The following is a 24,864-nucleotide window of genomic DNA, read 5'->3' as shown; positions in this document are numbered from 1 at the left end:
GCTCACGGTGCGCCTCCGTTCAGCAGCGTCAGGCGTCCGCCCCAGGGGCCGGCTTCGATCACGCTGACGGACGCCGGATCGACGTCGAAGCGCAGCAGATGATCGAGGCTCAGCCCCAGATAACGGGCGATGCCGGCCTTGATGACGTCGCCGTGGCTCACGCACAGCACCGGCGCGCCGTCGGTCCTCGCCAGTTCTTCCAGATGGCGCCCGATGCGTTCGGCCACCGCGTTCATGTCTTCACCGCCGGGCGTGGCCGCCGCTGCGCGCATGTCGTTCCAGCGATGCCAGCGTGGGTCTGCGTCGAGGGCGGAATAGCTCTTGCCGGTCCACTCGCCGAAATCGATCTCGTCCAACGCATCCGCCACCTCCACTTCCACGCCCAGCCGCCGGGCGATGATGTCCGCCGTCCGCCGGGTGCGCGGGCGGGGACTGGTCTCAATCCGGGCGATGCCCTTGTCCGCGAGTTGCTCGGCCAGCCGCGAAATCTGCCTTTCGCCTTCGGCATCCAACGAAATCTGGCTGCGGCCGCTCAGCACCTTGCCAAGCTCTGAATGTGCGCCATGCCGAACAAGAAAGATCTTCATTAACTCGCCGAAACCAAATGCATCAAAGTAGATGCTGGTTTACGTCTCGAAGGTAATGCTGGTTCCCGAAACGATTAAACTTTCGATGTGATGGGATATTCAAGTCAATCGTCGTTAACATGGATCAATTCTGGTTATTTGTTTCGGAACAAGATGAAGAAGGAGCTGTTCTGTAGAAGATTAAACAGGTGATTTAGCGATACTTTATGGAAAATGTTCTGGTCACTGGCGGCGCGGGCTTCATCGGGCGCTCCGTCTGCAAAGAGCTTCTGCGGCGCGGCTATTCCGTCCGCGTCCTCGACAGCCTGATCGAGCAGGTACACGGGGACACGGACGGCGACACGGATCGGCCCGCCGACCTGCATCCCGATGTCGAACTGATCCGGGCCGACATCCGCAACTCCGGCGCGGTGGATCGCGCGCTCTGCGGCATCGACTGTGTCGTTCACCTCGCGGCCGAGGTGGGCGTCGGCCAGTCGATGTACGAAGTGGAGCGATACACTTCGGTCAACGACCTTGGCACGGCGATATTGTTCCAGCGGCTCATCGAGCGGCCGGTGCGGCGGATCGTGACCGCGTCGTCCATGAGCATCTATGGCGAGGGCCTTTATCGCGACGCGGAAGGCAATCCGGTGGAAGACGCTGCGCGCCCCATGCTGCGCGACGGCCAGCGCAACTGGGAGCCGGTGGACGGGAAGGGCAGGCCGCTCGCCCCGCTCGCCACGCCGGAATGGAAGCGGCCCAGCCTCGCCTCCGTCTATGCGCTCAATAAATATGTCCAGGAGCGCACGACGCACATCATGGCCGAGCCCTATGGAATGGAGGGCGTGTGCCTGCGGCTGTTCAACGTCTATGGGCCGGGGCAGGCGCTGTCCAATCCCTATACCGGCGTCCTCGCCATATTCGCCGCCCGGCTGCTCAACGGGCAGCCGCCGATGATCTTCGAGGACGGCGAGCAGCGGCGCGACTTTGTCCATGTTCGCGATGTCGCCCGCGCCTTTGCCGATGCGCTGGAGCTTCCGGAGGCGGCAGGCGAAACCTTCAATATTGGCTCGGGTCGCGACCGCTCGGTGGCCGAGGTCGCGGTCGAACTGGCGCGCGCCATGGGCCGGGAGGATCTGAGACCCGAAATCGTCGGCAAGGCGCGGGTGGGCGATATCCGGCACTGCTTTTGCGACACCACGAAGGCGGAGCGCGAACTGGGCTTCAGCGCGCGCGAGGATTTCGGGCGAGGCCTGCAGGAGCTTTCCGAATGGGTCGCACAGCAGACCGCGTCCGACCGTGTGGCCGAGGCAAGGGCGGAGCTTGAGGCCCGGGGGCTGGTCGCGTGACCGCCCGCCCTCCCGCTCCGATGGACGATGGCCGCCCCGTGCTCGTGACCGGCGGCGCAGGCTTCATCGGCTCGAACATCGCCGCCCGGCTGGCAGACTCCGGGCGCGACGTCATCGTCTATGACTCGCTCGCCCGGCCGGGGGTGGAGCGCAATCTGGAATGGCTGCAATGGCGGCACGGCAAACGGATCATGCCCGTTCTTGGCGACATTCGCGACGCGGCGCTCCTGTCGGATGCGGTGAAACAGGCATCGGCGGTCTTTCACATGGCCGCGCAGGTGGCCGTCACGACCAGCCTTGACGATCCGCGCGGCGATTTCGAGGTCAACGCCATCGGCACGCTCAATCTGCTGGAGGCTGTGCGTCGCCGCAGCGATCCGCCGCCGGTGATCTTCGCCTCCACCAACAAGGTCTATGGCGATCTCGCCGATGTCGCGCTGGAGCTTGGCACAGGCGGATATGCGCCCGTCGATCGCGTGATCGCGGGTCGCGGCATCGGCGAGGACCGGCCGCTCGATTTCCATACGCCCTATGGCTGCTCCAAGGGGGCTGCCGATCAATATGTGCTGGATTACGCGCGCAGCTTCGGCATCCCGGCGGCAGTGCTGCGGATGAGCTGCATCTATGGCGAGCGCCAGATGGGGACCGAGGATCAGGGCTGGGTCGCCCACTTCCTGATCCGCGCGATGGAGGGGCGCGAGATCACCCTCTATGGCGACGGCCATCAGGTGCGGGACGTGTTGAATGTCGCCGATGCGGTGGACGCCTATCTGGCGCTCTGGCGCAACATCGGCGCGGCAAGCGGCCACGCCTTCAATCTTGGTGGCGGCCCGGCCAACGCCGTCAGCCTGCGCCAGCTGATCGCGCACATCTCCGATCTTCTGGGGCGGGAGGTGAAGCTTGGCTTCGCTCCCTGGCGCGAGGGCGACCAGCGCTATTTCGTCGCCGATACGCGACGCATCGATCGCGCGCTCGGTCTTGGTGGGAAGGTCTTCTGGCGGGAGGGCGTGGCCCGGCTTGCCCTCTGGCTCGCCGATGAGCGCACATCAGGCGGCCCGGCATCTCCCCGGCTTGCAATAGTGGGAGGGGTGGCATGACGCGCGCCGCGCGGCATCTCTTCATCACGACCGACGCGGTCGGCGGCGTGTGGCAATATACGGCCGATCTCGTGGCTGCGTTGAAGCCGCTCGGCTATCGCACGACGATTGCGGTGCTCGGGCCTTCGCCCACGGCCGAACAGCGCCGCGCCGTGACCGACGTCGGCGACGTGCGGATCATCGAAACCGGCCTGCCGCTGGACTGGACCGCCAAAACCCCTGCGGAAGTCGTCGCGAGCGCAAGCGCGATCGCAGAGTTGAGCACCGGCATCGCGCCCGATGTGGTCCAGCTTCATGCCCCGGCGCTTGCCGTGTCGGGCCGGTTTGAAGCGCCCGTGGTCGCGGTGGCGCACAGCTGCGTGGGGACATGGTGGCGCGCCGTCAATGACGGGCCATTGCCGCTTGATCTTGAGTGGCGTGCAAAGATGACGGCTGAAGGCATTGCAACGGCCGACCGCGTCGTCGCGCCTTCGGTCAGTTTCGCCGATGCGTTGAGCGGCTGCTATCGCCTCTCCAGACGCCCGCTGGTGGTCTACAACGGCCGCTCGACAAGCTGCGCCCCGGCCGGAATGCATGACTTCGCCTTCACGGCCGGACGGCTGTGGGACAAGGCCAAGAACGCCCGGGTTCTCGATGCGGTGGCGGCAGGCCTCGCCATTCCCTTCAAGGCGGCGGGAAGCGTGCGCGGCCCGCATGGCGAAGCGGTGAAGCTCTCGAACCTGCACCTGATGGGGCAGGTGGAGGAGGAGGTGCTTCTTTCCTGCCTTGCCGCTCGTCCCGTCTTCGTGTCCGCCGCCCGGTACGAGCCGTTCGGCCTGGCCGTGCTGGAGGCGGCCAATGCCGGATGCGCGCTGGTGCTGTCCGATATCCCGACATTCCGCGAACTGTGGGACGGGGTCGCGACCTTTGTCGCGCCCGATGACGTCGCCGGCTTCACCTCTGCGATCGGGGAGCTTGTCGGCGACGTCTCGTTGCGTCTTGAAAGCGGCAAGCGCGCGATGCTGCACGCGCGGCGCTACAGCCCGGCGCGGATGGCGCGCGACATGGCCGCCATCCATGACGGCCTCGCCCGATCCGCCGCTCCCTTGCGCAGGACGGCGGCAGCATGAAGATCGTCTATTTCACCCATTCGCTCGCTTCATGCTGGAACCACGGCAACGCGCATTTCCTGCGCGGCGTACTGCGCGAACTGGCGTTGCGCGGCCATGATGTGGTTGCGCTTGAGCCCTGGCACGGCTGGAGCCTCGCCAATCTGCTGGCGGACCACGGCGTTGAAGGACTGGAGCCGTTCCGCACAGCCTATCCGGAGCTTCAGGCGCGGGCCTATACGCCGGAGGACGATTGCGCCGCGCTGATCGGCGACGCCGATCTGGTCGTCGTGCATGAATGGAACGAGCCCGGCCTTGTCACCGCGATCGGTCAGCTCAGGAAGCGGGGCGGCCGGTTCAACCTGCTGTTCCACGATACGCACCATCGGGCGGTGAGCGACCCAAAGGCAATCCGCGCCTTTAATCTTTCGGGCTATGACGGCGTGCTCGCTTTCGGCGAAGCGCTGGCCGAGGTCTACCGCCGCTGGGGCTGGGGTGATCGCATCTGGACCTGGCACGAGGCTGCCGACACGCTGCTGTTCCGCCCACCGGCCGGGGCGGGCCACCGCGATGGCCTGGTCTGGATCGGCAACTGGGGCGACGGCGAGCGCACGCAGGAACTGACGGACTTTCTGTTCGCCCCCACGAGGGCGGCCCAGTTGCCGCTCGACGTCTATGGGGTGCGCTATCCCGAAGCGGCGCGGAGGACGCTTGCCCGGTATCATGCGCGCTATCATGGCTGGGCGGCCAATGCGCGCGTGCCGGAAATCTTTGCGCGGCATCTGGCGACGGTACATGTGCCGCGCCGCTATTACGCGACGATCCTGCCCGGCATTCCGACGATCAGGGTGTTCGAGGCGCTCGCCTGCGGCATTCCGCTGGTGTCCGCCCCCTGGGAGGATTCCGAAAATCTGTTCAGGCCTGGCACGGACTTTCTCGTCGCCCGCGACGGGGCCGAAATGGCCGGTCATCTCCGGATGCTGAAGGAGGAACCGGCGGTGCGTGCCGCGCTGATCGCGAGCGGGCTGGAGACGATCCGCGCACGTCACAGCTGCGCCCACCGCGCCGACGAACTCCTCGGCATCGTTCAATCGCTCGCTCCTTCCGCCGAATTCGCGAGGAAATCCGCATGAAAATAGCGTTCTACGGTTCCAGCCTGCTCTCATCCTACTGGAACGGCGCGGCCACCTATTATCGCGGCATATTGCGCGATCTGGCCGCGCGCGGACATCAGATCAGCTTTTACGAGCCCGACGCGTTCGACCGGCAGCAACATCGGGACATGGATCCGCCCGACTGGGCGAAGGTCGTCGTCTATCCCGCCACCGCGCAGGCGGTGCGACAGGTTCTTGCAGAGGCAGGCGACGCGGATGTCGTCGTCAAGGCAAGCGGCGTCGGCGTCTTCGACGATGAGCTGCTGGATGGCATGATCGAGCCGGCGGCCCCGCGCGCCATCCGCATCTTCTGGGACGTGGACGCAGCCGCGACGCTGGATGAAATGAAGGCCGATCCCGCCCATGCGGTGCGCCGCGCGCTGCCGGAACTGGACCTGGTCCTCACCTATGGCGGCGGCGATCCGGTGGTGAACGCCTATCGGGAGATGGGCGCGCGCGCCTGTGTGCCGGTCTACAACGCGCTTGACGCGACCACCCATTTCCCGGTGCCGCCCGATGCGCGCTTTTCCGCGGATTTCGCCTTTCTCGGAAACCGGCTGCCGGACCGCGAGAGCAGGGTCGAGCAGTTCTTCCTGAAGCCCGCCGCCGCGCTGCTCGACAGGCAGTTCCTGATCGGCGGCAGCGGTTGGGAAAGCAAGGAAATGCCGGAAAACGTCCGGCATTTGGGCCATGTCTATACGGCTGATCACAACGCCTTCAATTCAACCCCGCTGGCTCTCTTGAACGTGGCGCGCGACAGCATGGCGCAGATGGGCTTTTCGCCCGCGACCCGCGTGTTCGAGGCGGCGGGCGCAGGGGCCTGCCTCATCACCGATGCATGGGAAGGGATAGAGATGTTCCTGACGCCGGGCGAGGAGGTGCTCGTCGCTCGCGACGGCATGGATGTGATCGAGCATCTTTCCACCCTCACGCCGGAAAGAGCGCGGCAGATCGGGGATGCGGCCTTGCGGCGCGTGCGGGCGGAGCACAGCTATGCGCTGCGCGGCGCGCAGGTCGACGGGCTGCTCACCCAATATCGTGCGCGCGTGATGGAGGCGGCGGAATGAAGCTCGTCGTCCTCGGCCTCAGCCTGTCCTCCTCATGGGGGAACGGGCACGCCACCACCTATCGCGCCTTGCTGACTGCCTTTGCCGCGCGCGGCCATGAGGTGCTGTTCCTTGAACGCGACGTGCCCTGGTACGCCAGCCACCGCGATCTTTGGCATCCGGATTATTGCGATCTGGCGTTCTACGGCAGCGTCGACGAGCTTTCCCGCTGGCACAGCGAGATCGCATCGGCGGACGCGGTGATCGTCGGCTCCTATGTGCCGGACGGGATCGCCGTCGGCCGGCTCGCCCAGCAATGGGCAGGGGGCGTGACGGCCTTCTACGACATCGACACGCCGGTCACGCTCGCCCGCATCGCGGACGGCGACTGCGATTATCTGTCGCCGCAGCTCATCGCCGGCTATGACCTTTATCTGTCCTTCACCGGCGGGCCGACGCTGGAGCTGATCGAGCGGCGCCATGGCGCTCCGGCCGCGCGCGCTCTCTATTGCTCGGTCGATCCGGACGCCTACCGGCCCCGGCCGGTCGAGAAGCGGTGGGATCTGACCTATCTCGGCACCTACAGCGTCGACCGCCAGCCAACGCTTGAGCGCCTGCTCATCGATGTCGCGGCACGGATGCCGGACCGCCGTTTCGCCGTAGCCGGTGCGCAATATCCGGCAGGCATTGCATGGCCCGCCAATGTGGAGCGGATCGACCACCTTCCCCCCGCGCTGCACGCTGAGTTCTATTCGGCGTCCGGATATGCGCTCAACGTCACGCGCGCCGACATGATCCGTGCCGGCTGGTCCCCGTCCGTCCGGCTGTTCGAGGCTGCGGCATGCGGCACGCCGATCATTTCCGACATCTGGCCCGGCCTTGATGAGCTTCTGGCGCCGGGGGAGGAGATCATCCTTGCCGCCGACACCGAAGATGTCGTCGCGGCGATCATCGACGGCGATGGCGAGGCGATGGGGCGCAAGGCCCGCAGCCGCGTGCTTGCGCTGCACACCGCATCCGCCAGGGCCGCCGAGCTGGAAGCGCATATCCGCGAAGCAACGCCGGTGAGGGCGAATGCATCCCTGGCCGAAGCCGGATGACGACGCCGGCAGGGAAGCAAAGGGCCATATGGAGAATGGTCGGATGAAGAACGGACATGACAGCGTAACAGTGGTTGCCGGCGGCGCCGGTTTCATCGGATCGCACCTGTGCCAGGCCCTGCTCGACAAGGGGCAGCAGGTGCTCTGCATCGACAATCTCCAGACCTGCCGTCCCGTCAACCTGAAGCAGTTGAAGGGCCAGCCGGGCTTTTCCTTCATCCGGGCCGACATCGTCGATCCGCTGCCACTCTCGGTCTACGAATATGCAGGCAGGATCACGCGCATCTACAATCTCGCCTGCGCGGCCTCGCCGCCGCAATATCAGGCGGACCCAGAGCATACGATGCTCACCAACGTGATGGGCGCAGACCGCCTGCTGCGGCTGGCGGAAGAGACCGGCGCGCGATTTCTGCTGTCGTCCACCAGCGAAGTCTATGGCGATCCGGAAGCCCATCCGCAGCACGAGGATTATCGCGGCTGGGTGAACTGCACCGGCCCGCGCGCCTGCTATGACGAGGGCAAGCGGGCGGCAGAGGCTATGGCGTTCGATTTCGCGCGCATGGGCCGAGCCGAGGTGCGGGTCGCCCGCCTGTTCAACACCTATGGCCCGCAGATGCACCCCGACGACGGCCGCGTCGTGTCGAACCTTGTCTGTCAGGCGCTGTCTGGAAGCGACATCACCATCTATGGCGACGGCTCGCAGACGCGCAGCTTCTGCTACATATCCGACATGGTCGAAGGGCTGATACGGCTGATGGAGCGCGACGACATGCCGCATTCGCCGGTCAACCTCGGCAATCCGGACGAATACACCATCTCGGAATTGCTGGAGCAGGTGATCGCGCTCACCGGCAGCAACGCGCCCGTCATCCACAAGCCGCTTCCTGTCGACGATCCCCGGCGGCGTCGGCCAGACATCGGCCGCGCCAAGGCGCTGCTCGACTGGGCGCCGCAGGTGCCGCTGAAGGAGGGGCTGGCCGCCACCTGCCGGTGGTTTGCAAAGGAACTGGGCGTGGATCGCCGCTCGCGCGCGCTGCATGAAGCAGACCGGCCGATCGCCACCGTCGCGCTGGGCTAGAAGCGTCGCCTCAAGCGCCGCCGATCCCCTCGATCACCTTCCCCGTCCCGTTGCAAAGCGGGCATTGCTCGCCTTCATAAACGCCCGACCCGCTGCACCTCGGGCAGATATTCTCGCCCGTGCCCGGCGTGCCGGGGGGTGCCACGTCTCCCGGATTGGTGGGCTCTTGCGGCTGCTGCTGATCGTTCACGATGCTTCTCCTTGGGGATATGCGGACAACGCCTGCGCGACGGCTTCGTTCGATACACCGGGACGGCACAGACCAATGCGGCGGCGGTGGGCTGACAGGCGCGTTTACTCAGGTTAGCGATCGCCCCCTTTTGGGCGGATGGGCGGAACAGTCGCACCTGCATTCCGTTAGGCAGGGAGGTCGCGCGCGCATGAAGGAGCGACGCTCGGCGGCAGGAGGTGATCATGGCGCGCAAGCAACCGATGCAGGCGGACGGCGGCGGCAGGAGAAAGGGCGCGCCCGATGGCGTGAGCCAGCGCGAAGCCGGGGGCACACGCACTCCGGGTGAGAGCGGCGGCGGCCCCTATCCCAATCCGCACAGCAGGAAGAAGCGCAAGGGTCCGCGCTTCATGGATCATGGCGGACAGAGCGAGATCGCCTATCACGGCACCGGCCAGCTTGGCGAAACCGATGTGAAGGGGCAGGAAAACCGCAACGCCCCCGCCAAGGAGGACTGACCGCTGCGGGGCCGGCGGCGGGATCGAATGCCGCCGCCTGTGGTTGAACGTCTGACATGCCGATCACGACCACGCCTGAATGGCAGCAACTCGCGCTCTATGCGATTGGCGGGGCCGCGCTGCTCCTCCTCCTCTTCAACATCCCCTATGTCGGGCGCGTGCTGCGCGCGCTGTTTTCATTCGCGCTGCTGGCCTTCTGCCTGTTCCTCCTGTTCCAGCAAGCGCCCTTCGAGCCGAGCCTCGCGCGGCTCACGGCGCGGCTTGGCCTGGACGGTCAGCAGATTGCGGGCGACGAAGTCCGCATCCGCATGTCGCCCGACGGGCATTTCTGGGCGCAGGCCACCATCAACGGGCTTGAGCGGCGGATGCTGATAGACAGCGGCGCGACCATCACCGTCCTTTCGGAGCAGACGGCGCAGCGCGCCTCGGTGGACCGTGGCGAGAACATCGTCCCAATCGTGATGCGAACCGCCAACGGCATCGTCCCGGCCGAAGCGGGCACGATAGATCAGCTGGCGCTTGGCGGCATAACAACGCGCGATCTCAAGGTGGCGATTTCCCCCGCGCTCGGGGACATCGATGTCCTTGGCATGAACTTCCTGTCGCAGCTTGCGTCATGGCGGGTGGAAGGGCGGACGCTGATCCTCGTCCCGCCGGGCGGCACGGCCTGATGATGGAGTGTGGTGAGGCGAATTGGCGACCCCGGCGTGACTCGAACACGCAACATCCTGCTTAGAAGTCCCTTCCCAAGGGCACCGCTGAGCCCGCTGTAGCACTCTAAACGATTGTCTGCACTCGCATTCTTGGAGATGAGTCCCCTCGTTCACCCTTTGTGCCACTCCCAGCACCCGGTTCGAAAACGGTTCGCTGGCGTGGCGCAGACGGTTCGCAACGTAGGAGCCGAGAATGTCAGTAAACCCACAACCGCGCCGCCTTACCGAGGGCTACATCCGCACCTTGGGCTATTTGGACCGTCCCTACACCGTGCGCGACACGGCCGTTACCGGATTGCTCGTCCAGATAAACCAGAAGAGCAAAAGCTATAAGGTCCAGCGTGACCTCTATACCGGGGAGCGCGGCCGCCGCCGCTTCGTCAAGACCGTCCGCCGCACCCTGGGCACCACCGACGACATCACTCTGGATGATGCACGGACGCGGGCCCAAGAGCTGATTGCCCAGGTGAAGCGGGGCGAAGACCCCAACGCCCGCCCCGACGACAAGACCGCCAACCCGGATGCATGGACAGTGCGGCGCATGTACGATGAATATGCCGCCGATATGCGCGCTCGTGATTGCCGCGAACGGACCATTGAGGATGTGTTGTCCCGGCGTGACCGGCATCTCAAGGCCTGGCTTGATATTCCGATCAGCGAAATCAAGCGGAGCATGGCGCGTGAGCGGCACAAGGAGCTGACGCGGGAAAGCGGCAAGCGCGCTGCGAACATGGTGTTCAAGGAGTTCCGCGCAGCCTTCAATCTCGCGATCAAGGCGGCGGACGATCCCGACGCCATTGGCGACAACCCGGTCAAGGCCGTCACCTTCAATAAGGAGCGGGCCAGCAACCGCGTCATCATGCCCGACGACCTGCCTCACTGGTGGGAACGGGTGCAGGCAATCCCCAACCCGATCCGGCGCGATATGCATGTGCTGGGCCTGCTGAGCGGCCTTCGTCCGGGGACACTGGTATCGCTGCGCCGCGAATGGGTGAACCTGAACGAGCGCGCCATTGTGATCCCGCGCATGAAGTCCGGCCGGTCCTTCGCACTGCCATTGTCGCCATACATGGTCGAGCTTGTGAAGCGGGTAATTGCGGCGGGCGACCTTCTCTATGCAGGCACTCCCTGGCTGTTCCCGACCCGCGCGAACAGCAGCCGGGACGTGATCGCTACGCAGGTCTGGAAGGAAAAGACGCTGCCAAGCGAAACCGGCCACATCCTTCGCCACACCTACCGCACCGTCGCGCAGCGCGTCGGCATTGACCGGATCAACGCTCGCCTGATGCTCGACCATGCCGTGCCCGGCATCGACGGCGTATATGTCCATGAAAAGGCGCTGTTTGACGGCTTGCTCGACACACAGGACAAGATGACCGAGCACTTGTTGGCGCTCTGTACACCGCAGCGCACGCAGCATGCCGAAAAGTGTTGCGACGAATCTCTCTGATCGGCATGTAAACATCATCTAGGCGGCGGTCGGTCATCATCAGGTGCCATAACGTCCTGACCGCGCCACAGATGGGCAGCCAGCCAAGGCCCAGGCCACTGCCATCTCCGAAAAGACCGCCGGACGCGGTCGGAGATGGCCTATGTCTGTTGATCCGGCTCTTATGGAGCTTGCCCAGCGAATTGGCGACCAGATCGCCGTTCGCCTTGTTGAGCGCTTGCGCCAAGGGGAGCTTCCCGTTGCCCCCGAATACCTCACCTCCTTTCAAGTGGCCCAGCTAACCGGCTTCACGCCAAAGGGACTGGAAACGATGCGCGCGAAGCGCACGGGGCCGAAATACATGAAGGTCGGAACCAGCGTCCGCTATCGCGCCGCCGATGTGCGGGCATGGATGGATGCGGGCGGTGACGCATGAGGAGCGTCCCATATGAAAAGCCCGCCCCGGTGGGGACCGGAGCGGGCCTGACCGAAGCCAACCATCGGGCACCATCATCGCCAGAGGACCGCAGGCCCGCAATCAGCGAATTGCCTTTCGCTCTCCATTATGCGGCCGAACGGGCCGTGGAGTTCGCGGAAATCGTGTTCGACATGGACCGCGAATTTGAGGACGAGCTCGACTGGGCAGGCCGCGCGCAAGCGCGCTGCTATGCTCCCTACGCCGCCCTCTACCGTTGCCTGCCACCAAGCCTGCCGGAGCCAGTGCGCCGCGAAGCGGAAAGGATGCTGGCGCATGGCTGACGGCAATCCGCACGAAACCCGCATGGTCGATGCGGCAATGGCGTATATCGGCGCGGGCTTCCGGCTGGTGCAGTTGAAGCCCGACAGCAAGCAACCGTTGAGCGAGAAAGGCTGGCAGAATGCCACACCCGCCGCTCGCGACTTCGAGGGCGGCAAGAATATCGGTGTGCAGCTCGGCGCGAAGTCGGGCCACCTTGTGGATATCGACCTCGACATTCCCCAGGCGCGCTCGCTCGCTGGCATGGAGTGTTTCTTTGGCCACCTGCCATCGTTCCGGCGGTCGAGCCTCGCAGCAAACGCGCCGGGCCATCGGCTGGTGGTCTGCCGCGATGCACCGGACAAGGTTGAGAAATTCGGCTTCACCAAGCAGGGCGAGCTGGACGCGATCGAGCCGCTGAACCTGGCGAAGGCGATGGTCCTTGAGGTCCGTGCGGGCCGGGGCTTTACCGTCTTTCCCCCATCGGTGATTGATGGTGACGCGCTGGTGCATAATCCGCCGCCGGGCGGCTCTGCCGATGTGCCGGAAATGGAGTGGGACGAGCTGCGGTTTCGCGCCGGTCTGCTCGCCTTCGTCTCGTTCGCCGCCGCCTGCTATCCGCCAGAGGGCGGCCGGGATTGGTTCTGTTTCCACCTGGCGGGCTCACTGGTCCATCTTGGCGTCGAGCCCGACACGGCCGACGATATCGTGGTGGCCGTCGCGCAACTGAACGGCGACATGTCCGATGAGCGACGCGGCAAGGCGCGAGCGGCCGCTGCAAAGCGTGACGCGGGCGAGCCGGTTACGGGCCTGCCTGGCTTCCTCGAACACATCGGAATGCAAGTCTGTGAGAAACGCCTTCGCGCGTGGCTTCGGCACGATGACGCCGACGCGGACGGCGGCGGTTACGAACAGCCGCCGGGAGACGCCGTTGTCCTTGGCCGCCCTGACCTGCACGGGATGCTTGGCGAAATTGAGGAGCTGCTGAATGAGAAAAGCGGCCGGGTCTTCCGCCGCCACGCCGACCTGGTCCGCGTTAGCCAGCTTGAGGAAGCCAGCGAAGAAGACGGGGTGATCCGCCATGCTGGCTTAGTCGAGCTCCGCACGGCCACGCCTGGCTGGCTGACCGTTGAAGCGAGCCGCGTCGGCACGTTCGTTGAACGCCGGGGCAAGAAGCTGCACCGCGTTTCGCCGCCCGTGGGCCTTCTGGGAATGCTGCACGCAATTGCAGACGAAAGTAGCTTCCCGGCAATCAAGGGGTTGTCGATGACGCCGACGCTGACGTGCGAACGGCCTGGCTACGATCCCGACAGCAAACTGTTCCTCGCGTTCCCCGAAGGCATGTTCCCCGCCGCGCCAATGCAGCCGACCCGCGAACAGGCTGAGGCTGCGATGGCAAGGCTTGTCCATCCCCTGCGCGGCTTCCCCTTCCTGAACGACGCCGCCCGGTCGGTTGCCTTGTCGGGGATGATTTCGGCCGTGGTTCGCGGCGAGCTGCGAACCTGCCCGCTGCATGAGATCGACGCGCCCGCCGCCGGGACAGGCAAGACCAAGCTGGCGGAGATTATCGGTATTATGGGCACCGGCGTCCCACCGTCTGGCGTGACGCACAGCACGGATAGCGAAGAGAATGAGAAGCGGCTGGTGTCGATCTTGCGCACGGGCGACCCGGTCGTGCTCATCGACAATGTCTCGAACGAGCTGGAGGGCGACTTCCTCTGTTCCATGCTGACGAACGAGACGGTGCAGGCGCGCATCTTGGGGCAGAGCGAAAGGGTCCGGCTGAGCACCCGCGTCCTGATGTTGGCGACGGGAAACAACATCCGATTGCGGGGTGACATGGCCCGCCGCGCGGTAGCCTGCCGTCTCGATGCGAAGATGATGAACCCCGATGAACGGGCATTCGATTTCGACGCCGTGGAGGATGTGCGGGAGGCCCGGCCGCAACTTGTTGCCGACGCCTTGACCGTGGTTCGCGCATACATCGCTGCCGGGCGGCCGGTGAAGGTGCCGCCGTTCGGGAGCTTTGAAGATTGGGACCTGGTGCGTGGCGCTCTTGTCTGGCTCGGCCATGCCGACCCCGCTGATACGCGGCTGGCAGTGAAGGACGACAACCCACTGGTAGAAGAAAAGGCCGAGCTGTTCCGGCTGTTGCTTTCTCATGTTGGCACCGGGCAGCGGATGACGATCAGCCAAGTCGATAGCAAGGCAGGCCTTGAGCCGCTGCGCTTCGCTCTCGGTCGGCATCTCGACCGTGGCGAATGGGACAAGAAGCGCGCCGGGCACTTGCTGCTTCGGCACAGGGACGTGCCGTTCATGGGCGTCACGCTGAGGTCGAAGGCCAATCGCGTTGGGGTGCAGGAATGGTGGCTTGAGGGCGAGCCGGAACCGGCACTGGCCGATGACCAAGGGGATAGGCCATGTCCGTTCTGAACCAAGGGCGCAGGGTTCGCAGGGTTCTGCTGGGTTCTTCCCTAGCCCCAAATCGGCCGAACCATATTTCTGTTGTTGTTAACAACAACAAGAAGAGGGGGAGTAGGAGTAGGGGGTGGCAGGGACCGCCAAACAACCCTGCTAACCCTGCGGGCTGCCTCCCCTGGCATTGGGCCGAGCTTCCGCCCACCCCGCCCTCGTGCCTTCTAAAAAAGGCCCCGGCTAAGGGCATCGTACAGCTGAAAACACACCCATTTCCACCGTCTCCCGCTCCTGAGGCTCCAAACCTAGAGCCGTAACCACATGGAAAAGCGTATGGAACATATCATGAACAATGTCGTCGAACCGTCTAGCGAACCGCCTACCGGCGAAATCGCCCTCCCGACCACACGCGGCCACGATGGCATGGTCACGGTCCACGCGCCGGGGCTGGAGGTCATCCGCACGATGGCGCGGAACGGTCACCCTGTCACCTCCATCGCCGCTGCCCTGGGCATGTCGGCCAGGGTGATGCGCGAGTGCCGGAAGCGCCAGCCTGAGGTCGAGGCGGCCTTTGCCGAAGGGCTTGGGGGCCTCGAACACGAGCTGGTCCACACCCTGTTGGAGGCGGCCCGGAAGGGGCAGGTCGCGGCAGCCATGTTCCTCCTCAAGTGTCGCCACGGCTACCGTGAAACGGGCCAGGCTGACAGCGCTCCGACGGTCGCGGTGCAGATCAACCTGCCCGGCGCGATGGACGAGCGGTCCTACGCCAAGATGATCGAAGCGGAGGCGGTCCATGGGTAAGCTCGCCACCGCAACGCCCTGGCAAGAGCGGGTGCTGGCCGTCCCTGAGGACATCAACCTCGCCATGCTTGGCGGCCGTGGCTCCGGCAAGACCACGGCGCTGGCGCTCCTCGTCCTGCGTCACTGCGTCCAGTACGAGGACAAGGCCCGCGTCCTGATCCTGCGCGCCACCTACAAGAGCCTGGCGAACCTGTGGGATGAGATGGAAGCGCTGTTCCGGGACGCCTTCCCCGGCGGCATTAGCTCCAATCGCGCCGATTTTGTGATCCGCTGCCCGAACGGTGCAGTCGTGACCATGGGCAACCTCTCCGGGGCCAAGGACGTCGCCAAGTGGCAGGGCCAGGAAGCGAACCTGCTGGCGGTGGACGAGATCACCAACTTCACCACCCTGCGCCACATCAATATGCTGCGCGCCAACCTGCGCGGCCCGGCGGGCATCCCGACCCGTATGATCGTACTCGGCAACCCCGGCGGCCCGCTCCACGCCACCATCGCCCGGATGCACGTCACCAGCCGGTTGCCCTGGCGGCCCTACGAGCTCGAAGATGGCTCGCGCTGGGTTTACGCCCCGTCGACCTACCTTGATAACCCGACCATCGACACCGAGCGTTATGCCCGGTCGATCATCGCATCATCCGGCGGCGACCGTGCGCTGGCCGAGGCTTGGCTGAACAACAACTGGTCCGATCTTGCGGGCGCGTTCTTTGCGGACGTGTTTGGCGACCACTGCATCATCCCCGAAAGCGATTTCCGCGTCCCACAGGGCCCAGTGTCTCAACACGGCTGGTACAGCGGCGTGTCGCTCGACTGGGGTTGGTCCGCTCCAACCGCCGTCATGCTCGCCATCCATGCCCGCCAGCCCGGCCTCATCGGCCCCGGCGGCCGGGTGTTCCCGAAAGGCTCGTGGATCATCTTGGACGAGGTGCATAGCGCCCGCTCCGACGATCCGAACGTGGGTAAGGGCTGGCCGCCGCAGATGGTGGCGGAGGAAGTGCTTGCCGCCTGCGAGCGCTGGAACGTCCGCCGCTATGGCGTGGGCGACGACGCGCGCGGGCTCCAGAACGACACGTTGCTGGAACAGCTCGGCAAGCATGGCCTCCACCTGGTCAAGCCCCGCAAGGATCGCATTTCCGGCTGGGTAAAGGTCAAGTCGATGATGGCCGCCGCGCGCGATGGCGACCCCGACACCCCCGGCCTCTGGATTTCGGAACGCTGCCGCTACGCGCTCGAAACCCTGCCGCTCCTCCCCCGCGACGACGTGCGGCTTGAGGACGTGGACACCACGGCGAACGACCATGCCGCCGACGCCATCCGATACCTCGTCAATTCCCCCGTGATGCTGGCCAGTCACGGGCGGCTTTCCGCTGGCTACTACTGAGAAGGAAACCAACCATGCCCCGTATCCTTGATGAAAGCACCCCGATCCGGCCGGATGTGCCGATCAGCCTGCACCCCGATAGCCTGTTGGGCATCGGAGAAACGCTCGACGCCGAAGGCACCCTGGGCACGTCCGTTCTGGCCGCCGCGCGCGAAGCGCTGCGGAGTGGGTACGACCTGTTCGGCCGGATGAATGAAGCCGAGCGTGACTTGCAGGCGATGGCCGATCCGGCGCGCCGTCGCCAACACGCCGCCGAACGTGGGGGCCGCACGGACTACAGCGACAACGTGCGGATGAAGAACGGCAAGCCGACGCGGGTTGTGGATGCGGAGGATTTCATCACCGCCGCCGAACAGGCCTTTGCCCGTGTCAGCCCAGCCATCGACCGGCGGATGAAGGAGCTGAACGGCTACCGCGACGTACTCGCCACCCGCGTTGCCACCGCGCTCGATCACCCGGCGCGCAAGACGCCCGAAGGGCTCGCCCTGGCAGCCGAGGTGCGGGCGCACGTGAAGGCGATGAAGAAGCCCGAACAGCGGATGCAATTTGTGGTGCAGGCGGTGGAGGCGGGAGATATCCCGACCGTGGCGGCCGTGCTCCATGCCCAGCCATTCCTCTCTGGGCTTGATGCCCCCGCCCATGCCGTTGTCCGGTCGCGCGCCGCCGCCAAGTTCGCGCCCGTGGATAATGCCCAGCTCGGCGCGACCGAGGCGGCAATCAACCATGTCGCCGCGTCGAGCTCGGCCTTGGTGAAGCGCTACGGCGACATCCTCGCCCTGCGGAACGCCCCGGCTGCGAAGGCCGCGAAGAGCCTCAAGGCACTGGAAGGGGCGGGGCGGTGAGCCGCTATCACGCAAGCATCAGCGCGCAAGCTCGCCGGAAGGCGGCGAAGAACCAGCGGAGCGATGCCTTCCGGCTCGCCATGCTCTCGGTACGCGGCCGGTTCGAGCCCCCGCGCTGGGTATTGCAGCGGCTCTCGCCTGGCGACCTTGCCGAATACCGCGCCGCTCTGGCGGCAGAGCGGGAGAAACATCAGCAGGAGAAGCAACCATGATGCGCTCGCCACGACCCCCGCGCTACACGCCGCCGCGCCAGACGAAGGCAATTCAGGGGCCGGGGACGACCCCGCCGCGTCCCCTGGGCAAGGGAGGCCACAAGCCCGCGAAGGGGAGCACTAAGCGGTGAGAGGGCCGGGAATCATCGCAGCGGATGCGGACGGCACGGGCGTCAAGCATGTCAGGCCAGCCGAGCAAGAGCGCCCCTGCCTACGCTGCCGCAAACCCTTCATGAGTCACGGACCCGGCAACCGCCTGTGTGGTGATTGCCGGACCCGTGATGTGAGCCCGTTCGAGCCAGGGTGATCGAGCGATCAGGTGAGGCGGACTGTCTCCACAGTATCGTTCAACATCCGCGCGACGGCCTTCGCTTCTTCGAGGCCGGTACCCTCTGGCAGGTTGAGCGTAACCCAGCGGTCGGCAGGCAGGCCGATATCGCCCTTGAGTTCGAGCGCCACGTAGCAGGGCTGGCCAACCTCGCGCTCCTTCACGGTTGCGGTGAAATTCCTCATACTTCCTCCTCGCTCATATCGGTGTAATGCAACCCCGCGATCAGGTCCGAATAGTCATTCGGGATACCAAGGATCAGCCCCTCCAGGTTGCCGCCATTGTGAAGATCGCAAGCCTGCACCACTAAGACAATCGCCTCTGCCACGTCGCATGTATCCCATTGTTCATTGTTCACGACGTCCCACAGTTCCTCGATCGCATCGCGGGCCCGGAGCCGTCTCGCTTCGATTTCGGCGCATTCGCGCCGCTCCTGCAAACTGACGATAACGCCCATAATCAATTCCTTCTCATGCGAAGGCGCTGGCGACAGGCATGGGTTGGTTATCAGCCGACGACCAGCGCACGATTGTGCAAATTGGTTCGTCGGCTCGCAGGGTCCACGCGGCACATGGGATCGCCCTGGGCCTGCAACGCGAATGAAGGGCTTGTCGTGTCGCCCACCGGCTCGGACCCGGACTGCACCGGCGATGGTCGCGCTGTCCCGAGCGCATTGACGGTAGGCACTCTTGGGCTTGCACGTCTACAGGTTTTTGCTGTTACGAAGCTGTGAGCTGCTCGCGGAGTTGACGGACCTCATCTGGCAAATGCCCGCCATCGGTATCCCAATAAGTCGTTACTGCGCGCTCCAGAGCATGGTGATCCGAGAAGCCAAGCGCTCTCGCCATTGCTTTCATCACTTCCTTTCCTTCGCAGACCTTCCAGAGTTCATCTGTATTGCGTTTGCGCCCATATATATTGGCAAATACAGTCAATCGTTTGACCAACTTTCCCTTCCGAGTTTCATCGAAGCCAGCCCGATCGCCAATTTCCTTCATGGCTGCATCAATGTTGGCTTCTATCTGTTGCCATGTCTTGCCATAGGCCAAACTTCTCGCCTCACTCGGCAACTCGGAAATGTCGCTACAGCTTTCATCCGAAAGTGCGCTCTGAATGATCCAGCCCCCGGCTCGCTCATCACATGCCTGACGCAGAACATCAGTATATCGGAATTGCGTGTGGCCTAGTCGTGCTGCCAGATCGTTCAGTGTCGCCTCGTGAAGAAAGAAATTCTCGACCTCATGAACAGGAAGAGCAAACAAGCTCTCTTGAGACATTAACGCATCAATTTCTGTTTTGGTGCGCCAATCCCTATCTATCACACCAGCGATACGAATTGGCTGACCGGCCTCCTTTGCGATGCCCTGTATCGCAGATAGACGACGCACAACTTCGCTACATGACCCGCATTCAATGAACCGGGTGTCTGCGCCGAGACCCGTGACACGGCGGTATCTCTCCCGCTCACCGATGGTCTCCTCTCCTTCGATGAAAACAAATCGAAGACCAGAAATCGAGAATGCAGGTGTTCCGACCGCGCGGGATAGCGCAGAAAGAACCGGCCGTTCTGTCAGACTGCCTACGTGATCGACCAGCTTGGTGTCCGGGTCGCGCTCCAGAAGCACAGTCGAACTTAACCCAGCAGCCTCAACGGCTTCCAATGAATGGGTTGCCAACCACACCTGGCCAGTCGCTACCGTGTTGGCCAAGTAGGTGACCCAAGCCCGAACAAGGTCGGGATTCAGATGCAATTCTGGTTCATCAAGCAAGAACAGCCCGTTTCTCAAGCCAAACCGATCTATTTGGCCAATCAGGAACGCAATCTCCCGTTCGCCCCCGCTAAGCTGATCGAACCGTAGCTCCATGCCGGACGTGTCAAAGAGAATGGCCTTTCGTTCCTGATCTGCACCTGCGAACAGGAGATGAGGCATCACCTCTCTAAGGGATGTCCTGTACGAGCCAAATGCGTCCGAAAAAACCGGGCCAGCTGCGCCATCTTCGGCAGCACGTCGCGCATGTTGGTAAAATTGATTTGCAGCTTTATTCTCTCGTGCAAGGCAATACTTAATCCATTCCTCATAGAGAGTTCTGGTTGTTTGAAAGGCCCTACCCTTATTCCAACTTTCATCCATCCAATTACGTTCGAATGCCTGGGCCATTTCGTGAGCTGGCAAGTCTCTTTTTGGAAATGCCCTGTCTGCATCAAGCGTTAGATGATGTACTTCTTTGGATTCCCTCAGTTTTTGAACGACCTGCTGGGCAAACCGCCTGCTTGTGTTTACGTCAGCGATCCCGCCTGCTGCAACGGTCTGCGATTGCCCCTCAAATCTTATGGTACGGTCCCATGCTGCATAGGTTTCAGCACTATCGAAGGGAACGTCCAAGGCGTCACTTACCCCTTGCGCCAAGAATATCTCGACCGCAAAGTTTCGGACCTCATCAGCGAGCGGATTACCGCGCGGTATTTCAATGCCGGATGACAAGCCGATATGATGGGCGCAGGCAGAAATTAGTTCGAGAACGTGCGTTTTGCCGGTGCCGTTAGCACCCACTAGGCATACCAGCCCAGCGTCAGGGGGAAGAGTTATCGAGACATTGCGGAAGTTCCGCCACTCGGTGATCTCTATCTTCCTAATCCGCAATTAAGCCCCCTGTTTCTCAGAATGGCGACCCCGGCGTGACTCGAACACGCAACATCCTGCTTAGAAGGCAGGTGCTCTATCCAGTTGAGCTACGGGGCCCCAATACGGTTCGCTACACGGTTCGCTGGAACACCGGCAACGCATAACCTACACTACTCCCATCCCTTTCACGGCCCAGACCCTCCGCTTAGAAGGCAGGTGCTCTATCCAGTTGAGCTACGGGGCCGTTGACTGCATCCTAGCGGAAATTGTCGGCGTAGGCCTGAATCTTCATCACGCGCGGCGCGGCGGGCGTCACCGTGGCGGCAAGGCCCTTTTTCTCGGCATAGGCTCTGGCTGCGTCCAGCGAAGGGAAGCTCAGGCGTATCTGGCGGCGGGTGTCGCCCGATCCGGCCCAGCCGGTCAGCGGGTCCGCCCGGCGCGGCTCGCTGGGTTCATATTCCAGCAGCCACTCCTCGGCGCGCGCGCGCCCGGACTGCATCGCATTCTTCGCCCGCTGATAGATTCGCGCCGTCGGCATGATCGGTCCCGCAAGTTGAACGTGGAGGGGAAGTGCGACAGCCCGGCCCGCACGTCAAGAGGAGCGTCGCGCATCCGCCTTCTTTGTCCGCACGGTGGCGGCAGCGGCGGCGGGGTCGTCCGGCCAGGGATGCTTTGGATAGCGGCCGCGCATTTCCTTGGCCACCGCCTGCCAGCTTCCCGCCCAGAAGCCGGGCAGGTCGCGCGTGGTCTGGATCGGCCGCCCGGCGGGAGAGGTCAGCGCCAGCGTCAGCGGTACCGCTCCGCGCGCAACCATGGGGTGCGCCTTCAGCCCGAACAGCGCCTGCACGCGCACATGAACGGTTGGGCCGCCGTCCGCCGCATAGTCGATCTCGTGGTTCGATCCCGCCGGGGTCGCGAGCCGGGCAGGGGCCATGCGCTCCAGCGCGCGGCCGCCCTCCCAGCCAAGCATGTCCTGAAGCACGCGGTTCAGCCGCTCGGGCGATATGGCGTCCAGCCGCCGGATATTCTGAAGCAGCGGCGGCAGCCATTCGGCAATGCTCCGGCCAAGCGCTTCGTCCGAAAGATCGGGGAGGCTGGAGTCATGCCCCCGCACAAAGCCGACGCGGGCCTGAAGCGCGCGCGCTTCCTCGGGCCAGGGGAGCAGGTGGAGGCCATGTTCGCGCACCGCCTCTTCCAGCGCGGCGCTGACGGCGGCGGGTTCGGCGCTGCTGTCCGGCCCGCGCGAAAGCGTGATCGCGCCCAGCCTGCGGCGGCGTTCGGGCGTGACCGCGCGTGTCGCCGGATCATATCGGGCGCTCCGTTCGGTCACGATCCGGCTGGCGAAAAGCCGCTCCACCAGCGCGGCGTCGATGGGTGCCGCGGCAAGGATGCGGGCGGATGCGGCGCTGCCCTGCGCCTCGGCCACGGCAAGCCATTCGTGCCGGGCGAGCGGATCGGCGGGGTCCAGCTTCAGCCCTCGTCCACCCACCGTCAGCCACTCCGCGCCATCGGCCCCCCGACGCCGGGCGACCCGGTCCGGAAAGGCAAGCGCCACGCACAGCCCGGCGTCGTCTTCCACGGGCGCGCTCCCGCCCTCGGGCTCCACCAGACCTTGCCACCGCGAGGCAAGCCTTGCCGCCGATGCGGCGCGGGGATCGCGCGACTCCGCCCAGCGGCGCAGGCGGGTGGAAAGATCGGCATGCTTGCCGCCCAGCCCCCGCTCACCGAGCAGCACGGCGACGCGGGCGGCGGTGGCGACCGCATCATGGTCGCGGGCGGCGATCAGCATATGGCCAAGGCGCGGCGGCAGCGGCAGTCGCGCGATCTCGCGTCCGTGCGCTGTCGGGCGGCCGTCCGCATCAAGCGCGTCCAGCCGCGCCAGCCGGTCCCGCGCTTCGGCCACGGCGGCGGCGGGCGGCGGATCGAGCCAGCGCAGGCTCGCCGGATCGTTCACGCCCCAGAGCGCAAGGTCCAGCACCAGCCCGCTCAGGTCCGCCTCAAGGATTTCCGGCGGATCGAAGGGCGGAAGGCTTGCCGTCTGCTGCTCGTCCCAAAGGCGATAGGCGATGCCCGGCGCTTGCCTTCCGGCGCGTCCCGCCCGCTGATTGGCGGCGGCCCGGCTGACGCGCTCGGTCACCAGTCGCGTGAGGCCGCTGCCACGGTCATAGCGCGGGCGGCGCGCAAGGCCTGAATCGACCACCACCCGAACACCGTCGATCGTGAGGCTGGTCTCCGCGATCGCAGTGGCGAGCACCAGCTTGCGAGTGGAGCCGGCACGGACGGCGGCCCGCTGCTCTTGCGGCGAAAGCGAGCCGTGCAGCCGGTGAAGGGCAATGCCGGGCATGTCGCCGACCCGTTCGGCCGTGCGTTCGATCTCGGCGACGCCGGGGAGGAAGGCCAGCACATCGCCCTCGTTCTCGCGCAGTGCCTGACGGATCGCGCGCGCCATCGCGTCCTCGATCCGCTCGCCCGCATCTCGGCCCAGATACCTGTATTCCAAAGGGAAGGTTCGGCCTTCGCTCTCGATGAGGGGCGCATCCTGCATCAGCCGCGCATAGGCGGCCCCGTCGAGCGTGGCGGACATGACGAGCAGCCGCAGGTCCGGCCGCAGCGCGCTTTGGGCGTCGAGCGCCAGCGCAAGCGCGGTGTCGCCCTCCAGACTTCGTTCGTGCGCTTCGTCGAACAGCACGGCGGAAACGCCGGCAAGCTCCGGGTCGGCCTGAATGCGGTTCGCGAATATGCCCTCGGTGACCACTTCTATCCGCGTCGCGGCCGAGGTCTTGCTGTCCAGCCGCGTGCGATAGCCGATGGTGCGCCCCACGGCTTCGCCCGCAAGTTCGGCCATGCGTTCGGCGGCGGCGCGCGCTGCAAGGCGGCGGGGGGCGAGGACGATGATCTTGCCGTCGCGCCACGGGCGGCCGAGCAGCGCTGGCGCCACTGCGGTCGTCTTGCCCGCGCCCGGCGGGGCGATGAGGACGGCGTTCGACGCAGCGTCAAGCGCTGCGATCAGATCGGGAAGGGCGGCTTCGACCGGAAGCGCGGTCAATACGCCCGCGCCACCGCGAATTCGGCAGTTTCGACCATTGCAGCGCGCGCGGCCGATGGCGCAAAGCTGCCAAGCGCGTCGATCGCCCGCTGGCCATAATGGCGCGCCCGGTCCAGCGTATCGGCAATCGCCTCGGTCGATTTCAGGAGGCCGAAGGCATGGGCGAGATCGGCGTCGCCCGCGCGCTCGCCCGACATCGCCTGACGCCAGAACCGGCGGTCCGCGTCGCTGCCCCGCGCATAGGCGAGGATCACCGGCAGCGTCACTTTGCCGTCGCGGAAGTCGTCGCCCTGGTCCTTGCCCATGGTCGTTTCGTCCGATGAATAATCGATCGCGTCGTCGACAAGCTGAAAGGCGATCCCGAGATAACGGCCATAGGATTCCAGCGCCGTCTCGACCGCTTCCTCCCGCTCGGCCACCACTGCTGCGATGCGGGTGGCGGCGGCGAAAAGCGCTGCCGTCTTTGCCGAAATAATGTCGAGATAGCGGTCCTCGCTGATCTCCACCTGCCGCTGGGCGGTCAACTGGTTGACCTCGCCCTCCGCGATCGTCGCGGACGCATTGGACAGGATGCGAAGGACTCGAAGCGACCCGTCCTCCACCATCAGCTCGAACGAACGGGCGAACAGAAAATCGCCCACCAGCACGCTTGCCGGGTTGCCCCAGATGATGTTGGCCGTGCGTCGCCCGCGACGAAGCCCGGAGCCATCGACCACATCGTCGTGGAGGAGCGTGGCGGTGTGGATGAACTCGACACAGGCCGCCAGCTTGTGGTGGCGCGCGCCCGCGTAATCCAGCAGGCGGGCCGCCGCCAGCGTCAGCATGGGACGCATCCTTTTGCCGCCGCTTGCGATCAGATGCCCGGCAAGCTCCGGAATCAGCGGCACCTCGCTTTGCATCCGTTCGAGGATCACCGAATTGACGTGATTGAGGTCGGTTGCGACCAGGCTCATCAGCGGATCGAGCGAGGGCGCGCGACGCGCGGGGAAGGGATGAACTGACGCTGTCATGACATAGGGCTAAATAAGGTTCTGGCAGGCTAAGGCAAGCGGGCTCCGGCTTTCACGCAGAGATTTCGCGCTTTGGCCTCTGTGGTTTGCGCACCCAAGGCTTGCACTTTGGCCGGAAGGCCGCGACAAGCATGCTCCCGATTGCGGCGGCGTGGAGGAATT

The 24,864-nt window shown here is 64.9% G+C and carries 25 protein-coding genes and 1 tRNA gene; 17 read left to right on the top strand and 9 right to left on the bottom strand.

Going from position 1 to position 24,864, the window contains the following annotated elements; translation table 11 throughout:
* Positions 1-2: 2 nt before the first annotated feature.
* Positions 3-587, bottom strand: coding sequence for a histidine phosphatase family protein (locus tag BSL82_RS06110; protein ID WP_072596491.1), 585 nt, complete (start codon positions 585-587; stop codon positions 3-5).
* Positions 588-793: 206 nt separating this feature from the next.
* Here BSL82_RS06110 and BSL82_RS06105 point away from each other — a divergent pair, with 206 nt between their 5' ends.
* Genes BSL82_RS06105 through BSL82_RS06075 form a run of 7 tightly spaced genes read left to right on the top strand, consistent with a single transcriptional unit; the run spans position 794 to position 8,481 of the window.
* The gene (locus BSL82_RS06105; protein WP_072596490.1) at positions 794-1,918 is read left to right on the top strand and encodes an NAD-dependent epimerase/dehydratase family protein; all 1,125 of its coding nucleotides are present in this window, start codon (positions 794-796) and stop codon (positions 1,916-1,918) included.
* On the top strand, positions 1,915-3,015 hold the full coding sequence (locus BSL82_RS06100; RefSeq protein ID WP_226998648.1) for an SDR family NAD(P)-dependent oxidoreductase: 1,101 nt from the start codon (positions 1,915-1,917) through the stop codon (positions 3,013-3,015). The genes BSL82_RS06105 and BSL82_RS06100 overlap by 4 nt, the downstream gene beginning before the upstream one ends.
* A complete protein-coding gene (locus BSL82_RS06095; RefSeq protein WP_072596488.1) occupies positions 3,012-4,124 on the top strand; it encodes a glycosyltransferase family 4 protein in 1,113 nt (370 codons plus the stop codon). Before BSL82_RS06100 ends, BSL82_RS06095 begins: the two co-directional genes overlap by 4 nt.
* A complete protein-coding gene (locus BSL82_RS06090) occupies positions 4,121-5,236 on the top strand; it encodes a CgeB family protein (protein WP_072596487.1) in 1,116 nt (371 codons plus the stop codon). The genes BSL82_RS06095 and BSL82_RS06090 overlap by 4 nt, the downstream gene beginning before the upstream one ends.
* Positions 5,233-6,324 (top strand): CgeB family protein, encoded by a 1,092-nt coding sequence (locus BSL82_RS06085; RefSeq protein ID WP_072596486.1) that lies wholly within the window; start codon positions 5,233-5,235, stop codon positions 6,322-6,324. Before BSL82_RS06090 ends, BSL82_RS06085 begins: the two co-directional genes overlap by 4 nt.
* Positions 6,321-7,403, top strand: a complete 1,083-nt coding sequence (locus tag BSL82_RS06080; RefSeq protein ID WP_072596485.1) for a CgeB family protein — start codon at positions 6,321-6,323, stop codon at positions 7,401-7,403. Before BSL82_RS06085 ends, BSL82_RS06080 begins: the two co-directional genes overlap by 4 nt.
* Positions 7,404-7,446: 43 nt before the next feature.
* Positions 7,447-8,481 carry a UDP-glucuronic acid decarboxylase family protein gene (locus BSL82_RS06075; RefSeq protein ID WP_158010722.1) on the top strand — a complete coding sequence of 345 codons (1,035 nt, stop codon included), beginning with the start codon at positions 7,447-7,449 and terminating at the stop codon, positions 8,479-8,481.
* Between the two features lie 10 nt (positions 8,482-8,491).
* Here BSL82_RS06075 and BSL82_RS06070 read toward each other — a convergent pair whose 3' ends face one another.
* Positions 8,492-8,671, bottom strand: coding sequence for a hypothetical protein (locus tag BSL82_RS06070; RefSeq protein WP_072596484.1), 180 nt, complete (start codon positions 8,669-8,671; stop codon positions 8,492-8,494).
* A 224-nt stretch (positions 8,672-8,895) separates the two neighbouring features.
* Between BSL82_RS06070 and BSL82_RS06065 the strand changes: the two genes are divergently transcribed.
* The 10 genes from BSL82_RS06065 (at position 8,896) to BSL82_RS06020 (ending at position 17,694) form a co-directional block, all read left to right on the top strand.
* Positions 8,896-9,168, top strand: coding sequence for a hypothetical protein (locus tag BSL82_RS06065; RefSeq protein WP_072596483.1), 273 nt, complete (start codon positions 8,896-8,898; stop codon positions 9,166-9,168).
* Between the two features lie 56 nt (positions 9,169-9,224).
* On the top strand, positions 9,225-9,839 hold the full coding sequence (locus tag BSL82_RS06060) for a retropepsin-like aspartic protease family protein (protein ID WP_072596482.1): 615 nt from the start codon (positions 9,225-9,227) through the stop codon (positions 9,837-9,839).
* A gap of 235 nt (positions 9,840-10,074) precedes the next feature.
* A complete protein-coding gene (locus BSL82_RS06055; RefSeq protein ID WP_072596481.1) occupies positions 10,075-11,331 on the top strand; it encodes a tyrosine-type recombinase/integrase in 1,257 nt (418 codons plus the stop codon).
* A 142-nt stretch (positions 11,332-11,473) separates the two neighbouring features.
* A complete protein-coding gene (locus BSL82_RS06050; RefSeq protein WP_158010721.1) occupies positions 11,474-11,746 on the top strand; it encodes a helix-turn-helix transcriptional regulator in 273 nt (90 codons plus the stop codon).
* Positions 11,743-12,069: a hypothetical protein gene (locus tag BSL82_RS06045; protein ID WP_072596480.1), complete on the top strand. Its 327-nt coding sequence runs from the start codon at positions 11,743-11,745 to the stop codon at positions 12,067-12,069. The genes BSL82_RS06050 and BSL82_RS06045 overlap by 4 nt, the downstream gene beginning before the upstream one ends.
* The gene (locus BSL82_RS06040) at positions 12,062-14,479 is read left to right on the top strand and encodes a bifunctional DNA primase/polymerase (RefSeq protein ID WP_072596479.1); all 2,418 of its coding nucleotides are present in this window, start codon (positions 12,062-12,064) and stop codon (positions 14,477-14,479) included. Before BSL82_RS06045 ends, BSL82_RS06040 begins: the two co-directional genes overlap by 8 nt.
* A gap of 315 nt (positions 14,480-14,794) precedes the next feature.
* A complete protein-coding gene (locus BSL82_RS06035) occupies positions 14,795-15,262 on the top strand; it encodes a hypothetical protein (protein ID WP_072596478.1) in 468 nt (155 codons plus the stop codon).
* Positions 15,255-16,640 (top strand): phage terminase large subunit, encoded by a 1,386-nt coding sequence (locus BSL82_RS06030; RefSeq protein ID WP_072596477.1) that lies wholly within the window; start codon positions 15,255-15,257, stop codon positions 16,638-16,640. The genes BSL82_RS06035 and BSL82_RS06030 overlap by 8 nt, the downstream gene beginning before the upstream one ends.
* A gap of 14 nt (positions 16,641-16,654) precedes the next feature.
* A complete protein-coding gene (locus tag BSL82_RS06025) occupies positions 16,655-17,482 on the top strand; it encodes a hypothetical protein (RefSeq protein WP_072596476.1) in 828 nt (275 codons plus the stop codon).
* On the top strand, positions 17,479-17,694 hold the full coding sequence (locus BSL82_RS06020; protein WP_072596475.1) for a hypothetical protein: 216 nt from the start codon (positions 17,479-17,481) through the stop codon (positions 17,692-17,694). Before BSL82_RS06025 ends, BSL82_RS06020 begins: the two co-directional genes overlap by 4 nt.
* Positions 17,695-18,009: 315 nt before the next feature.
* Here the strand turns inward: BSL82_RS06020 and BSL82_RS06015 are convergent, their stop codons facing one another.
* The 7 genes from BSL82_RS06015 to BSL82_RS05985 form a co-directional block, all read right to left on the bottom strand.
* Complete coding sequence (locus BSL82_RS06015; RefSeq protein ID WP_072596474.1) at positions 18,010-18,207, bottom strand: hypothetical protein; 198 nt, start codon at positions 18,205-18,207, stop codon at positions 18,010-18,012.
* Positions 18,204-18,479 (bottom strand): hypothetical protein, encoded by a 276-nt coding sequence (locus tag BSL82_RS06010; RefSeq protein ID WP_072596473.1) that lies wholly within the window; start codon positions 18,477-18,479, stop codon positions 18,204-18,206. The genes BSL82_RS06015 and BSL82_RS06010 overlap by 4 nt, the downstream gene beginning before the upstream one ends.
* Before the next feature lie 262 nt (positions 18,480-18,741).
* The gene (locus tag BSL82_RS06005; RefSeq protein ID WP_072596472.1) at positions 18,742-20,664 is read right to left on the bottom strand and encodes an AAA family ATPase; all 1,923 of its coding nucleotides are present in this window, start codon (positions 20,662-20,664) and stop codon (positions 18,742-18,744) included.
* 22 nt (positions 20,665-20,686) lie between these two features.
* A tRNA-Arg gene (locus tag BSL82_RS06000) sits at positions 20,687-20,763 on the bottom strand.
* Positions 20,764-20,902: 139 nt separating this feature from the next.
* On the bottom strand, positions 20,903-21,184 hold the full coding sequence (locus BSL82_RS05995; RefSeq protein WP_072596471.1) for an ETC complex I subunit: 282 nt from the start codon (positions 21,182-21,184) through the stop codon (positions 20,903-20,905).
* A 54-nt stretch (positions 21,185-21,238) separates the two neighbouring features.
* A complete protein-coding gene (hrpB, locus tag BSL82_RS05990; protein WP_072596470.1) occupies positions 21,239-23,692 on the bottom strand; it encodes an ATP-dependent helicase HrpB in 2,454 nt (817 codons plus the stop codon).
* Positions 23,689-24,702, bottom strand: a complete 1,014-nt coding sequence (locus BSL82_RS05985) for a polyprenyl synthetase family protein (protein WP_072596469.1) — start codon at positions 24,700-24,702, stop codon at positions 23,689-23,691. The genes hrpB and BSL82_RS05985 overlap by 4 nt, the downstream gene beginning before the upstream one ends.
* Positions 24,703-24,864: the final 162 nt, after the last annotated feature.

Origin of the sequence: Tardibacter chloracetimidivorans, from assembly GCF_001890385.1 — a bacterium.
In the GTDB taxonomy this organism is placed as follows: Bacteria; Pseudomonadota; Alphaproteobacteria; order Sphingomonadales; family Sphingomonadaceae; genus Tardibacter; species Tardibacter chloracetimidivorans.
This window is presented reverse-complemented; position numbering and strand designations above follow the sequence as displayed.